At 63.8% G+C, this 14,624-nt stretch carries 12 protein-coding genes; 11 read left to right on the top strand and 1 reads right to left on the bottom strand.

Features of this window, described 5'->3' with window-relative positions:
• Position 1 precedes the first annotated feature (1 nt).
• The 4 genes from CH276_RS15190 to pntB are packed head-to-tail and all read left to right on the top strand — an operon-like array spanning position 2 to position 5,359.
• Positions 2-1,612, top strand: coding sequence for a class I adenylate-forming enzyme family protein (locus CH276_RS15190; RefSeq protein WP_244165057.1), 1,611 nt, complete (start codon positions 2-4; stop codon positions 1,610-1,612).
• A gap of 1 nt (position 1,613) precedes the next feature.
• The gene (locus CH276_RS15185; protein ID WP_094631329.1) at positions 1,614-2,411 is read left to right on the top strand and encodes an enoyl-CoA hydratase/isomerase family protein; all 798 of its coding nucleotides are present in this window, start codon (positions 1,614-1,616) and stop codon (positions 2,409-2,411) included.
• Between the two features lie 8 nt (positions 2,412-2,419).
• Positions 2,420-3,961, top strand: coding sequence for a Re/Si-specific NAD(P)(+) transhydrogenase subunit alpha (locus CH276_RS15180; protein ID WP_094622262.1), 1,542 nt, complete (start codon positions 2,420-2,422; stop codon positions 3,959-3,961).
• Between the two features lie 6 nt (positions 3,962-3,967).
• Entirely contained in the window at positions 3,968-5,359 is a 1,392-nt protein-coding gene (pntB, locus tag CH276_RS15175) for a Re/Si-specific NAD(P)(+) transhydrogenase subunit beta (RefSeq protein ID WP_176458691.1), read from the top strand.
• Between the two features lie 48 nt (positions 5,360-5,407).
• On the opposite strand, the gene CH276_RS15170 is transcribed toward pntB, so the two are convergent.
• The gene (locus tag CH276_RS15170; RefSeq protein WP_037183696.1) at positions 5,408-6,874 is read right to left on the bottom strand and encodes a 3-hydroxyacyl-CoA dehydrogenase NAD-binding domain-containing protein; all 1,467 of its coding nucleotides are present in this window, start codon (positions 6,872-6,874) and stop codon (positions 5,408-5,410) included.
• Between the two features lie 150 nt (positions 6,875-7,024).
• On the opposite strand from CH276_RS15170, the gene CH276_RS15165 reads away from it, so the two are divergent.
• From CH276_RS15165 to CH276_RS15135, 7 genes are read left to right on the top strand one after another with little or no spacing between them, the layout of a single operon-like run.
• On the top strand, positions 7,025-7,795 hold the full coding sequence (locus CH276_RS15165) for an enoyl-CoA hydratase-related protein (RefSeq protein WP_094622260.1): 771 nt from the start codon (positions 7,025-7,027) through the stop codon (positions 7,793-7,795).
• A complete protein-coding gene (locus CH276_RS15160) occupies positions 7,792-8,721 on the top strand; it encodes an acyl-CoA dehydrogenase family protein (RefSeq protein WP_094631328.1) in 930 nt (309 codons plus the stop codon). Before CH276_RS15165 ends, CH276_RS15160 begins: the two co-directional genes overlap by 4 nt.
• Entirely contained in the window at positions 8,718-9,974 is a 1,257-nt protein-coding gene (locus CH276_RS15155; RefSeq protein WP_244165058.1) for a CaiB/BaiF CoA transferase family protein, read from the top strand. The genes CH276_RS15160 and CH276_RS15155 overlap by 4 nt, the downstream gene beginning before the upstream one ends.
• Positions 9,971-10,741, top strand: coding sequence for an enoyl-CoA hydratase/isomerase family protein (locus tag CH276_RS15150; RefSeq protein WP_037183702.1), 771 nt, complete (start codon positions 9,971-9,973; stop codon positions 10,739-10,741). The genes CH276_RS15155 and CH276_RS15150 overlap by 4 nt, the downstream gene beginning before the upstream one ends.
• A complete protein-coding gene (locus tag CH276_RS15145; RefSeq protein WP_037183704.1) occupies positions 10,738-11,907 on the top strand; it encodes an acyl-CoA dehydrogenase family protein in 1,170 nt (389 codons plus the stop codon). The genes CH276_RS15150 and CH276_RS15145 overlap by 4 nt, the downstream gene beginning before the upstream one ends.
• An 8-nt stretch (positions 11,908-11,915) precedes the next feature.
• Positions 11,916-13,406, top strand: coding sequence for an aldehyde dehydrogenase (locus CH276_RS15140; protein ID WP_176459268.1), 1,491 nt, complete (start codon positions 11,916-11,918; stop codon positions 13,404-13,406).
• 8 nt (positions 13,407-13,414) lie between these two features.
• Positions 13,415-14,614, top strand: a complete 1,200-nt coding sequence (locus CH276_RS15135; protein WP_244165059.1) for a CoA transferase — start codon at positions 13,415-13,417, stop codon at positions 14,612-14,614.
• Positions 14,615-14,624: the final 10 nt, after the last annotated feature.

The following is a 14,624-nucleotide window of genomic DNA, read 5'->3' as shown; positions in this document are numbered from 1 at the left end:
GATGAGTGCGCAGTCACCGGCGGTCGCCCAGACCGTCGTCCAGTTGATGAGTCAGATCCAACGTCGCCCCGGGCACGAGGTGGCTGCGGAAGACATTGTCGGACAGCATCGGTTGACCATCGCCGAACTAGTACTCTCGTCGAACCGCTTGGCCAACGCCTTTATAGGCCTCGGCCTGACGCCGGGCAGTCGCGTCGCATACGTAGCGCAGAACCACGTCGAGTACGTGGTGCTCGAATTCGCTTTGCTCAAAGCAGGACTCGTCAAAGTTCCCCTCAATCATCGGTTCGCTCCGAACGAGCTCCGTCGGTGCATCGAACTGGCGGACGTTCGACTTGTCGTCGCCGACGAGGCATCCTCTGCCGTACTCGACGAGGTTCTCCACGACGCCGACATCCTGCGAGTGCACATCGGGCCACGGGACGGATGGCTGAACTTCGCCGAGATCATCGCAGGCGGCGCACCGACATCCGTACAGGCCGCGACCGGTCCCGACGACCTTTATCACATTCGCTTCAGCTCCGGCTCCACCGGAAAACCGAAGGGGATAGCCATCTCTCATCGCGGTGCTCGTGCGGCGATCCTCGGGAACACCTGGGTGATGAGCAGCAGTGGACCCGTCGACAGGCCGCGAACGCTGCAAGTTGCGCCGCTGGTGTACGCCGGTGGCTGGAGTATTCTTCCCACCTTGCTGTGCGGCGGAACCAACGTGTTCATGGATCGCTTCGATGCCGAGCAGATGCTGGAGGTGATCGTCCGACGCGGTATCACGTGGATGTTCGCGGTACCGACGATGCTACGGCGAATGAGCACGCTTACGGGACTGTCCGCGCTCCGAGAATCCTCGCTCAGTTGCCTCATGCTGGCCGGTGAACCGGCGGCTCTGCCCGCGCTCGAGGTGGTGGGGCAACACACGAACGCATTGATTCAGTGCTGGGGCCAGACCGAAGCGCCCGCATCGACGACGCTGCTGTCGCGAACCGACATGAAGCACCGCGAACTCTGGGCGTCGATCGGACGCCCGGTCCCCGGTGTCGAGTTCTCTGTCTACGCCGACGGCGTTGTCCTGGACAGTCCGGAACCGGGTGTCGACGGCGAGCTCGTCATCCGCACGCCGAGTGTCGCGAGCACTCTTCTCGGTGCCGAGGCCGAGCACGCCGAACGGTCGCTACCCGACGGCTGGTGGCGCACCTCGGATCTCGGCCACTTCGATGACGCGGGGCGCATCTACATCGTGGGTCGAGCGAGCGAAACGATCATCACGGGCGGTACGAATATTCAACCTGTGGAGATCGAGCGGGCATTCGAGGAGCACGCTGCTGTCCGCGAGGCCGTCGTAGTCGGTGTTCCCGACGCGAAATGGGGGGAGACTCCAGCTGCGTATGTTCACCTTTCGGAGCCCTGGGAGTCGATCGGCCTCGAACTGGATCAGTGGCTCAAGACCAACCTCGCCGGGTTCAAGCGGCCCGGACATATCTTCGTGTCACCAGATCCCATTCCACGCGCATCGGGAGAGTCGAAGATTGCCCGCGGCGACATCAAGAAGACCGTGCAGTCCTGGGTCGCCGACCCCAGCTGCGTCCCTGCCAACGTGACCAGAGTGGAGAAGTGACGTGACCGATATCGTCGTATCAGTGGCGGACGGAGTCGGAACGGTGCGGCTGAACCGACCGGACAGGGGAAACTCGGTGACTCCGGATGTCGTGCAACGCATGGGCGAAGCAGTAACCGAACTCGCGGAGACCGACTCGGTTTCCGCTGTGGTGCTCACCGGTACCGGCAAGGTGTTCTGCGCAGGTGCCGATGTTCGTGAGATGTACGGCGTCTATACCGGCGATGGGCCCGATGCACTGATGGACTACCTCGCCGATATCTGGATGCCTGCGGTGCAGGTGACGGTGCGCATGCTGTGGGGCGCTCCCGTTCCGGTCGTCGCCGCCTACAACGGTGCTGCTACCGCAGGCGGACTCGATTTCGGCCTCGCGTGCGATGTTCGGATCGCGTCCTCGCGGGCACGGTTCGCCGAGAGCTACGTCAATCTCGGCATGGTTCCGGTCGCCGGCGGCGCGTACCTTCTGCCCTCGCTCATCGGCTCGGCGGCCGCTTTACGACTGCTCGCGACGGGCGAGTTCATCTCCGCCGAAAGCGCTCTCGCTCTTGGCATGGTGGGCGAGGTCCGCGAGCCCGACGAGTTGATGGACCGGGCGCAGGAGTTGGCCCATGATATGACGCACGGCCCATCGGCCACGTACGCGAGCGTCAAGAAGATCACTCGTGCGATATCTACTGTGGAATTGGACGCAGCACTCCGGGCAAGCCTGGCCGCGAACATCGAGTTGATCGCCCGGCCCGACGTCCGGACTGGAATTCTTGCCGTGATGGAGCGTTACAGCGCTGGTTCGAGCAGTTGAGCGAACCCATGCGCCTCGGGGTGGTTGCCGAGTCGACGCCGGGTGAAACCCGTGTTGCAGCAACCCCTGCCAGCGTTCGCAAGCTTCTCGGCCTCGGCTACGAGGTCCTCGTCGAGCAGGGTGCGGGGGAGAGGGCGAGCTTTAGCGACAGTGCGTACCGCGAGGCGGGCGCGACCGTGGCCTCAGGTGATGTCGTGTGGGCTGCCGAGGTCGTCCTGAAGGTCGATGCACCGACACCGGTGGAGATCGACCGATTGTCGGACGACGCGACGACAGTGAGTCTGATCGGTCCGGCGTCGAACGCGGAACTCGTTGCAGCATTGGCACAACGGAATCTGACAGTTCTCGCGATGGATGCGGTGCCTCGTATTTCGCGCGCGCAGTCCATGGACGTTCTGTCGTCGATGGCGAACATCGCCGGCTATCGCTCGGTGATCGAAGCGGCTCACGAGTTCGGTCGGTCCTTCACCGGTCAGGTGACCGCCGCAGGCAAGGTCCCACCTGCGAGGGTGCTGGTTGCCGGAGCCGGGGTGGCGGGGCTGGCGGCAGTGGGCACGGCTTCGAGCCTCGGGGCCATTGTTCGGGCCACCGATCCGCGACCCGAGGTTGCCGAACAGGTCCGTTCCATCGGTGGAGAGTTTCTCGAAGTAGATGTGGCGCAGGCGGTGTCGACCGACGGTTACGCCAAGGCCACCAGCGAGGACTACAGCCGACGCGCGGCGGAAATCTACTCCGAGCAGGCGGCCGATGTGGACATCATCATCACCACCGCGCTGATTCCTGGGCGGTCGGCACCTCGTCTGATCACCGAGGCTGATGTCGCCTCGATGAAGTCGGGAAGTGTCGTGCTCGATATGGCTGCCGGACAGGGCGGAAATGTTGCCGGGTCCGTTGCCGGGGAGCGCGTCGTCACAGACAACGGTGTGGTCATCCTCGGCTATACCGATCTGGCGCGCCGACTTCCCACCCAGGCCTCGCAGCTATTCGGCACCAATGTGGTGAACCTTCTGACGCTGCTGACACCGGCGAAAGACGGCCGATTGGTCATAGACTTCGACGATGTTGTTCAGCGCGGTGTCACCGTGGTGCGCGACGGCCACACGACATGGCCGCCGCCGCCGACGGCAGTGTCCGCAGCGCCGCTCGCCGCACCCGCCGAAGTGGTCGCTCCGCAGGCACAATTGCCCCGGCCGATCTGGCATCGATGGGTCTGGCTTGCGGGCGGAGTGCTTGCTTTTTTCCTGATTCTAGGATTTGCGCCCGCTCCACTCCCGCAACACTTGACGGTGCTGGTGCTGTCGGTCATCGTGGGGTACTACGTGATCGGCAACGTTGCTCATGCGTTGCACACGCCGCTGATGGCGGTGACCAACGCGATCAGCGGCATCATCGTCGTCGGTGCGATAGTCCAACTCGGTGTTGGCGGTGATTCCACCAATGCCGGCGTGATCCGTGTGTTGGCTTTCGTCGCTACACTTCTGGCCGCAATCAACGTGTTCGGAGGGTTCGCGGTCACTCGGCGCATGCTTCGGATGTTCAGTAAAGGCTGAGGCATCATGACCGTGTTGTCCGCGACGAGCGCCGCGTACCTCGTCGCCGCTGTGTTGTTCATTTTTTCTCTCGCAGGGCTGTCGAAGCACGAAACCTCGAAGAACGGCATCGCCTACGGCATCGTGGGAATGGCGATCGCCGTCGGCTCTACCATCGTGGTGATCGTCGACGGCTCGGGCGGCGTGGCAATCGGATTGCTCGTCGTGGCGCTGCTGATCGGCGCGGCCATCGGGCGGTGGCGTGCCCGGGTGGTCGAGATGACGGGGATGCCGGAACTGATTGCTCTACTGCATTCTTTCGTTGGGCTCGCAGCGGTACTGGTGGGCTGGAACGGCTATCTCGCGCACGAAACCTTCGAGTCCGGGGCGGTGGAGGGTATTCACCACGCAGAGGTGTTCATCGGAGTGTTCATCGGGGCGGTGACGTTCACCGGTTCGATCGTTGCGAACCTGAAGCTGTCCGGCCAGATGTCTTCGTCCCCGTTGATGCTTCCCGGCAAGAATGCTCTCAATATCGGGGCGTTGGTGGCTTTCTTCGCGCTCACCGTCTGGTTCGTCGCGGTGCCGTCGCTGTGGCTGCTCGTTGCGGTCACCGTTCTGGCGTTCACCCTCGGCTGGCATCTGGTGGCGTCAATCGGCGGTGGCGACATGCCGGTGGTCGTGTCGATGTTGAACTCGTATTCCGGTTGGGCTGCAGCGGCTTCGGGCTTCCTGCTGAACAACGACCTGCTGATCGTGACGGGAGCCCTTGTCGGATCCTCGGGCGCGTACCTGTCCTACATCATGTGCACAGCGATGAACCGCTCGTTCGTCTCCGTCATCGCCGGTGGATTCGGTTCCACCGCTTCGGTCTCGGACGATACCGACTACGGCGAGCACCGTGAGGTCGACGCAGAGACTGCGGCGGACCTTCTGCAGAACGCGTCCTCGGTGGTCATCACTCCGGGTTACGGAATGGCTGTCGCGCAGGCGCAGTATCCCGTCGCAGAGTTGGCCAAGGCTTTGCGTGAGCGGGGAGTTGACGTGAAGTTCGCCATCCACCCGGTTGCAGGTCGATTGCCCGGCCACATGAATGTGCTACTCGCCGAAGCGAAGGTGCCCTACGACATCGTCTTGGAGATGGACGAGATCAATGACGAGTTGCATCGTGTCGACGTGGTGCTGGTGATCGGCGCAAATGACACAGTCAACCCGGCCGCGGCCGAGGACCCATCGTCACCGATCGCGGGTATGCCGGTGCTGCGCGTATGGGAAGCCAAGGATGTAATTGTGTTCAAACGTTCCATGGCAACCGGGTATGCGGGTGTGCAGAACCCGCTGTTCTTCCGAGACAACAGCCGAATGTTGTTCGGCGACGCCAAGGCTCGGGTAGAGGACATCGTCCGCTACATGGCATGAAGAATCCCGTACGTTCGCGCATCGGCGTGAACGTACGGGATTTTCGCGTCAGTCCCGCAGTAGGCGATTGGCCCGGTAGCGGGTGTCGTGGTAGCTGAACCACAGCGCGTCGAGCAGTTCCAACACAGCTGCACGTGACCAATCGCGAGTCCACTCGAACGGGCCTGCCGGGTAGTTCGTGCCCAGTTTCATCGCGATGTCGATGTCAGCGGGGGAGGCCACGCCGTGCATCGTTGCCTCCCAGGCTTCGTTGGCGATGACGGCAAGGGTCCGAGCGAGCACAAGGCCGGGCACGTCGGACACGGGGTGGGCGGTGATGCCTGCCCGGTGCAGCATGGCCGCCACCGCCGAAAGCGACTCCACATGCGACGATGCGACCGCGATCGCAGTGGCCTCGGCAACGCTGATGCAGCGGTCGAGAACGACGACGGGTGTGCCGCCTCGTGCTGCCGATTCCGACCTCGCGGTGCGGCCGCGGGTGATGACGACGACTGTTCCGTCGAGAACGAGTTCCGCCTGTGCGTCCGGTGCCTGCTCGTCGCGGGTGACTGCGATGCTGGATCGCTCCAACACCGCGTCCAGCTCGGCGCTGTCACCGCGTCGAACGGCATGCGGTGCAAGCGCGCCGAGCTGGACCTGCGCTGGAGCTTCGGCGGGGGTGTGCTCTGTGGCGTAGGAGTAGAAGCCATGCCCGCTCTTGCGTCCGTAGCGTCCCGCGGCGACTAGCTCGTCCTGGATTCGCGACGGCTCGAACCTGGGATCGAAGTTGAAAGCCGACCAGACCGTTCTGGTCACTGCTGCATTGACGTCGTTGCCGATGAGATCCATCAGCTCGAACGGCCCCATCCTGAACTGCCCGGAGCCGCGGATGACCGCGTCGAGGGTGGCGGGTGAGGCGACGCACTCCTGGAGTAGTCGGAGGGGTTCACCGTAGAAGCCACGAGCGACCCGGTTGACGATGAAGCCCGGTGCGTTCGTCACTCGAGCGACCGTCTTGCCCCATGCGACCGCGAGCGTGTCGATCTCTTCTGCGACCTGCGGGTCGGTCTGCAGCCCCGTGACGACTTCGACGAGCTTCATCACTGGAACCGGGTTGAAGAAATGCATTCCGACGACCCGGGTGGGGAGTGGGCAGCGTGCGGCGATCGCGGAGACGGACAGCGAAGAGGTGTTGGTGGCGAGAATGCACTGCGGGCCGAAGTGGTCCGCGGCTGCTGTGAAGACAGCAGACTTGACATCGAGCGACTCGAGAACCGCCTCGATGACCACGGTGTTCGGATGACGCGGGGAGAGTGGGATCGACGTGCAGGTGGTCAACGCGGACTCGAGGTCGGCCGCCAATGCGGGGTGCCGTTTGGTCAGGCGGGCTTCGATGTCGGCTGCCGCGGCGACCAGCTGATGTTCCTGTGGATCGACGATAGTGACCGAATGGCCCGCAGCGAGCGCGGTCTGCGCGATTCCACGCCCCATTGTGCCTGCGCCCACGACGCAGATCGGAGTGGATGCTGTGGTCATGTTCTCTCCTGGAAGTCGATGGTAAGGCTGCGAGACGGACGAAACTTGTTGCTTCTATCTGTATGACAATGTACGTTTCTGTAAAGAAAGTATCAGACTAAATGTCTTACAAAGATCGATCTTTGAACCGGAACAGAAAGTGGTACCGCAATGACCTACGAAGACATCGTCGTCTCGGTCGACGAGGGGGTGGCGACCATTGCGATCAACCGCCCCGAGAACGCGAACAAGTTGCGTTTCACCACCGCCCGCGAGTTGCTCGACGCATTCCGCATGGTGCGTGAGACGCCGTCGGTGGATGTCGCGGTGCTGACCGGAGTCGGCGACAAGTTCTTCTGTATCGGCGGCGAACACGAGGAACTTACGTCGCTCGACTACTCGAGCGTGATGCCGGTCATCGATTTGTACGAGTTCATCGACACGATGCCCAAACCGGTCATCGCAGCCGTCAATGGATTCGCTGTCGGCGGCGGCAACGTTCTCCAGGTTGTCTGCGACCTGACCGTTGCAGCACCGCATTCGATCTTCAGGCAGGTCGGGCCCATGGTGGGAAGCTTCGACGCCGGGTACGGCACGTGGTACCTCGAGCAGACGATCGGGCGTCGACGCGCTAAGGAAATGTGGTACCTCAACCGCAAGTACACCGCCGAGCAAGCGCAGGAGATAGGGCTCGTCAACGACATCGCCGAGGATCCGGTTTCCCATGCGATCGAGTTGGCGCAGACATTGCGCAGCCGTGGCCCCTTCGCCCTCAGTGCGCTCAAGGCTGCGTTCTCCGGACGCCACACCGGTGTCGTCGGACAGGCTCGGATGGCTCACGACCTCTTGCTCACTGCGTATCGCAGCACTCAGGAGGCCACCGAGATGTCCGAATCGTTCGAGCAGCGCCGCGAGCCCGACCGTTCGAAGTTCAACCGATGAGCGGCCTCGGCTCCGAGCTACGGGAGTTTCTGGCGACAGCCACGAAGGTTGCATCGTCGGTGGCCGACTCGTCCGACTCGATGAGTGCTTCACGGGGGGCGTTGGAAAGTACCGGGCTTCTCGAGCTCGCAGGCGATGTCGCCGATGAGCCCGATGGTCTGGCCTGGCTCGCTCATACCGTGCGAGAAGTCGCGCAGACCTCTCCGTCGCTCGCTTTCGTGCTCGCCGGGCGCTACGCGGCCGACCATGTCGGCCGAGATGTAGGGCCGGGTGGCTCGACGTTCGGATTGGCCTTCGCAGGCTCGACGACCGTGGTGTCGTCGGCATTGGAGCCACAGCGCGTGGTTGTCTGGGACTCAGTGACCGGGTCGGTGTCTTCAGCACCGTGGAACCTCGTCGTCCCCGACGCCAGCGCGAAACGATCCGGTCTGGCGCAGGCGGAGCTCGTCTCCATCACCATCGACTCGGGCACTGTGGTCGAGGGTTGCGACGCAACGGAACTGGTCTCGCGGTGGGACCTGTTCACCGGGGCCGCGCTGATCGGCACAGCCCGACGGGCAGTGCTCGAGTCACAGTCCTACGTTCTGGGGCGTCACCAGTTCGGCGTCCCCGTCGCGTCCTTCGCGGGTCTGCGTGCCCTGCTCGCCGAGATGGATCTCCGCGTTCGAGAAGCGGAGGCGTTGCTGCTGCGGGCCCTCGACGGCGACAGTTCGTCGCCGGTGTCGGCCGTGGCCGGGCGCGCAGCCGTCGCCGTGTGCGTCGATGCCGTGCAGGCCCACGGCGGGTATGGATACATCGAGGAGTACCCCATCGCCGGACTGTTGCGCGATGCAGTCAGCATCCAGTCGAGGGCTGGTGGGCGGCGCTTTCACCTGGCACGGGTTGCCCAGCTCGGTCTGGGTTCTCAAGCAACAGTGCTGCCATGACCGCCGCATCGCGCGAGAGCGGCACCAGCACAGAATCGGAGAACAGCATGGACGCATCCATTGGGCCATTGGCCGGTGTGCGGGTAGTCGACATCTCGTCGTCCTACGCTGCACCGACGACCTCGATGTACCTCGCAGACATGGGTGCCGACGTCATCAAGATCGAACCGATTCGCGGGGACGACGCGCGCGGATGGGGCCCTCCATTCTTGAACGGTGAGGCCGCGTGGTTCCTGTCGGTCAATCGCAACAAGCGCAGCATGTGCCTCGACATCCGCGGACAGGCCGGCCGCGACGTCCTGTTCAAATTGCTCGAGACCGCCGATGTCTTCATCGAGAACATCAACCCGGTCAAACTCGACAAGCACGGTTTGAGTCCAGCAACTCTGCGAAAAGCATTCCCAAAGTTGGTTATATGCGCATTCTCGGGCTTCGGGCTCACTGGACCGGACTCTGCGCTCCCGGGCTACGACCTCATTGCCCAGGCCCGATCGGGAATCATGAGTGTAACGGGCGCAGACGGCGTGCCGCAGCGTGTCAGTACGGCGCTCTCCGATGTGGCAGCAGGGACCGTCGCCGCGTTCGCTGTTGCGTCGGCTCTGGTCAAACAGCAGCGAACGGGGGAGGGCGAGATCGTCGACATCGCCTTGCTTGAAGCCGATCTGGCGTTCATGTCGCCGCGCATCGCAAGCTACCTCGCAGGAGATCCGGAACCCGCACCGTGCTCGGGTCGTGACTCGGTCGTGGCCATCTATCAGTCCATGCAGACCGCTGATCGTCCCATCGTCGTCGCCATCGGAAACGATGGTCATTGGACTCGCGCGTGCGAGGCGCTCGGCTTGCACGATCTGGGGCAGCGGGAGGACCTGCGAACCAACGCCGATCGCCGTGCCAAGCGGGATGAAGTCGTCGGCTTGTTCCAAGCTCGGCTCGAGACCATGTCCTCGGAGACCGCACTGAAAACGCTGCAGTCCGTCGGCGTTCCATGCTCGCAGATCAACTCGTTGTCGGAGGTGGTCGCGGACCCGCAGGTCGAAGCACGCTCGGCAATTGTGTCCTACGAGCATCCGGTGGCGGGTACATTCCGCGGAGTCGGGACTCCGTGGAGACTTGCCTCCGATCGCGAGGATCGGCAGGCTCGTATTCCGGCGCCGCTGCGCGGAGAGCACGGGCGACATGTGCTCGCAGAGATCGGGCTCGACGACGCGGCGATCGCAGAGTTGGCGAACGAGGAGGTCGTGTGGGTTCCATGATCGACACCACCCGTTCCGGGCGAGTTCTGGCCATCGAGATCGTTCGGCCCGGACAATTGAACGCGCTCAACTCCACCGTTCTCGGCGAGATCCTCGGCGTCGTCGTCGAAGCGCAACACGACGATTCCCTGGGAGCCATCATCATTCGCGGCAGCGGAGACCGCGCCTTCAGCGCCGGTGCCGATCTCGATGAGATCCGCGGACTCGACGTCGAGGCCGCGCACTCGTTCATTCGAGCAGGCCAACGAACGATGACGGCCATCGCCGACTCGGTGGTGCCGGTGGTCGCCGACGTGGACGGCTTCGCGCTCGGTGGCGGTTTCGAGATGATGCTGTCCTGCCACCTGGTCGTCGCATCGGATCGGAGCCGATTCGGCCTTCCCGAGGCACGCATCGGTTGCATCCCGGGTTTCGGTGGCACGCAACGGCTCGCGATGTCGGTGAGCAAACCGGCAGCCCTTGCGATGATGCTCGGGGGCGAACGAATCGACGCCGATCGAGCCTGGCAGATCGGTCTTCTCTCGGTTCCCCCGCTACCGCCCGAAGATTCGGCGGCGGAAGCTCGGAGACTGGCCGAGTTGATCGCGTCGGGAAGCCGAACCGGCGTCGCGAACATCCTCGACGCTGCACGGTCCGCCTTCCGCGCGGCGGCGCTCGATCACGAGGCTGCACTCGCTGCCGTATCCATAGCTGCTCGCGACGGGCAGGAAGGCATCACGTCCTTTGCCGAGCGTCGGGCACCCGTCTTTCATCAGGAGATCACATGAACACACCATGGGCCAGCGTCGATTACGACATCATCGACATTGTCGACTCAATTATCGCGCGCACCATCGCGCCCGAAGCCGAGGCGATCGACGCGACCGGCACGTTCCCCTCCGCTGCGATCTCCGAACTGGCGGACGCGGGCCTCGGGGTTCTGCAGATGCAGAAGTCCCTGGGTGGTGCAGGAGCGAGCACCTCGACGTATGCCGAAGCGCTGCTGCGCATCTCGGCCGTTTGTGGTGCGACCTCGACGGTTTACATGACGCAGATGCATGCCGCTCACCCGATTCACCTTCAGGGCTCGCAGGAGCAGAGCGAGCGGTGGGTACCGAAGCTGTGCAAGGCAACTGCGATCGGATCGATCGCGCTCACGGAGCCCGGTGCTGGTTCGGACGTCAGTTCGATGCGAACGGTCGCCCGACGCGACGGGGACAGCTACATCGTCAACGGCGAGAAGACATTCATCTCCAACGGTGACCGTGCCGACGTTATCGTCTTGTTCGCCACTGTGGACACCGCCCTCGGGAAGTCGGGTATCACTGCCTTCCTTCTCGACACTGCGACACTCGACGGCTTCGTGCCGGGAGCGCCGATGAAGAAGTTGGGTCAGAAGGGTGCGTCGACGGTGACGTTGTCGTTCCAGGACTGCCGGATCCCCGTCTCGGCCCGGATGGGCGAAGAAGGCGACGGCTACCCACTGCTCTTGCGCTCGGTCGTTCGATCTCGAATCAGTGCCGCTGCGCAGGGCGTCGGTTTCGCACAGGGTGCGTTCGACGTCGTGGTGGCCTGGGCGAACTATCGAGATCTACTCTCGTCCAAGACCGCGCATGCCCAGGATCTGCAGTTCGAGCTCGCCAGATTGCGCGGCGACATCACGGCCGCGCGGGCAATGCTGTTGTCGGTGTCCGATCAGGTCGACGCCAGTGTCGAGGAGCCGGTCGCAGAGGTGTCCTTGGTAAAGATGCACTGCACGACATTGGGAACGAGCGTTGCCGCGCGATGCGTCGAGCTTCTGGGGCCGGACGGAGATTTGGTTTCGCTCGGGGCCGAACGGCTGATGCGCGATGCGAAGGTCGCCGAGATATACGACGGCACCAATCAAGTTCAGAGCATGCTCGTCGCACGGGACATTCGTCTCGCTGCAACACGTGCAACCGCGGACGCGTGAGGGATTCGATGCAGAGGTCAACGTACGAAACAATTTTCGTCGACGGTAAGTGGATCGCGCCCGCCTCGTCGGAGGTGACCGAGCTCGTCTCTCCGACGACAGGTGAGGTGTACGGCACGGTGCCTGCGGGATCCATCGAGGACATGGACACCGCCGTTCGCGCTGCGCGCATGGCGTTCGACGACGGCAAGTGGTCGAACACCACGCTCGACGATCGTCTGGAGATTCTGCGTCGACTACGGCAGCTGTTCGTCGAGAACGCGGAGGATCTCGCTACCACCATCACGACCGAGATGGGTTGTCCAATTACGCAATCGAGGACGATTCAGGCGGCAAACCCGGTCAGGGTCATCGACGCGTCCCTCGACATCGCCGCTGATTTCCCGTGGCGAGCGCTGCGACGTTCCGGATCGGCCAATGCTCTTGTCACGCGGAGCCCGGTCGGCGTCGTCGCCGCGGTGTCGCCGTGGAACATGCCGTTGTCGATCAATGTGCAGAAGCTCGTACCCGCTCTCATCGCGGGCTGCACGATGGTGCTCAAGCCCTCGCCGGAAACACCGGTGGATGCCTACCTCTTGGCCGAGATGGCTACCGAAGCCGGTCTGCCGCCGGGCGTTCTGAACGTCGTTCCTGCAGGCCGAGAGGCGAGCGCCTACCTCGTGGGACACCCGATGGTGGACAAGGTCACGTTTACGGGATCCCCCGCGGCGGGACGAAGCATCGCGGCGCGTTGTGGCGAGGATCTGCGGCGTGTGACTCTCGAGCTCGGCGGCAAGTCGGCGGCGGTCGTGCTTCCCGACGCCGACCTGGACGCGGCTGTCGAAGCGCTCCGCATGGGATCGTTCCGCAATAGCGGTCAGGTGTGCTCGCTCAAGACACGCATTCTGGTGCACCAGTCGCAGCAGGAGGAGTTCACCGACCGCCTCGTGGACATGGTGTCCGCTATGCCTGTGGGCGACCCGATGGACCCCGACACCCAGATCGGTCCGATGGTGACCGAACGCCAGCGCACCATCGTGGAGGGATACATCGCTGCCGGTCGAGCAGAGGGTGCACGGTGCGTTCTGGGCGGTGGTCGACCCGCCCATCTGGATCGTGGTTGGTTCGTCGAACCAACAGTCTTTGTCGATGCCACCCCCGACATGAAGATTGTGCGCGAAGAAATCTTCGGTCCGGTCGTGTCGGTGCTGTCGTACCGCGACGAGGCACACGCTATCGAGTTGGCAAACGATTCCGATTACGGGCTGAACGGCGCGGTGTTTACCGGTGACGCTCAGCGCGGTCTGCGTGTCGCCGAACGGATCCACACCGGCACCGTCGAGGTCAATGGAAATCCGGCCGGCTTCTCCGCGCCCATGGGCGGAATAAAGCTCAGCGGACTTGGCCGGGAGAACGGGCCCGAGGGGCTCGAAGCGTATGTCGAGTTGAAGGCGGTTGGTGTCTCGGCGGAGGTGGCCGACGCCCTCGTCGCAGCGGACCCGTCGCTGGCGATGCCGTGATCGGTCGGGTGACGGGTCCGCTCGCGGGCATCCGCGTCATCGAGGCGTCGTCGTTCGTCGCCGGGCCGTCTGCCGGGTTGGCGTTGTCCCAGCTCGGTGCGGATGTCATTCGGGTCGATCCACCCACGGGCGGGAGCGATGCGGGACGATGGCCGCTTTCCCGTACCGGGGCGAGCCTGTTCTGGACGAATCTGAATCGGGGTAAGCGCTCCGTGACTATCGACCACCGCACCGAGGAGGGGCTGGAGCTTCTGCTCGGGCTGGTGACCGCACCCGGTCCCGGCACGGGGATCCTGGTCGACAACATGGTAGGGCGCAGCCGAATTCGACACGAGCAGCTGATCGCGCGCCGCGCCGACGCCATCCACGTCCATATCGAGGGGCGTAGGGGGGGACTGCCGGCGGTCGACTACTCGATCAACGCAGAGGTCGGTGTGCCGATGATGACCGGTCCGAGTGACCGGATCGGGCCTGTCAACCATGTGCTGCCTGCGTGGGACCTGGTGACAGGAATGATCGCGGCCACGTCGGTGGCGGCGGCTGTTGTCCACCGGGACCGAACGGGACGCGGGTCCAAGGTCGACGTTGCCTTGTCGGACGTGGCGCTCGCCGGTGTAGCGGAGATGGGCTGGCTGGCCGAGGCGCACGAATCCGGGAGTGCCAGAGAGAGACTGGGCAATCACATGTTCGGCACCTTCGGTGTCGATTTCGAGACGTCCGATGGACGACGCGTGATGGTGGTTGCCCTGACGACAGGCCAGTGGCACGCCCTGCAGCGAGCCACGGGCACCGAGAGCATATTCACAGCGCTGGCACAGACATTCGGTGCGGATCTCGACGACGAGGGTGCGCGGTACCGATTCCGGGATACGATCGAATCGATACTTCGGCCCTGGTTCGCGACGCGCGATTTCGCGAACGTAGAAAAATCGCTGGACGCAGCGAGAGTGCTGTGGAGCCCGTACCGCGACATGAGCGAGGTCGTGAAGATCGCGCTCGAGGACTCAACCGGCATCGTGCACCAAATCGAACAGCCGGGAGTCGGAACCATGCTCAGCGCTGCCGCGCCGTGGCGGTGGGGCGATGTACACGCGAAGTCATGTGCGGCACCGGACTTGTCTGCGCACACGGACGAAATTCTCGGCGACGCGCTGGGATTGTCGAACGCCGAGCTTGCTGGACTACGCGTACGCGGGGTCGTCGGTTAGCCGGCGTACC

The sequence above is a fragment of the Rhodococcus sp. 06-470-2 genome, assembly GCF_002258235.1.
In the GTDB taxonomy this organism is placed as follows: Bacteria; Actinomycetota; Actinomycetes; order Mycobacteriales; family Mycobacteriaceae; genus Rhodococcoides.
This window is presented reverse-complemented; position numbering and strand designations above follow the sequence as displayed.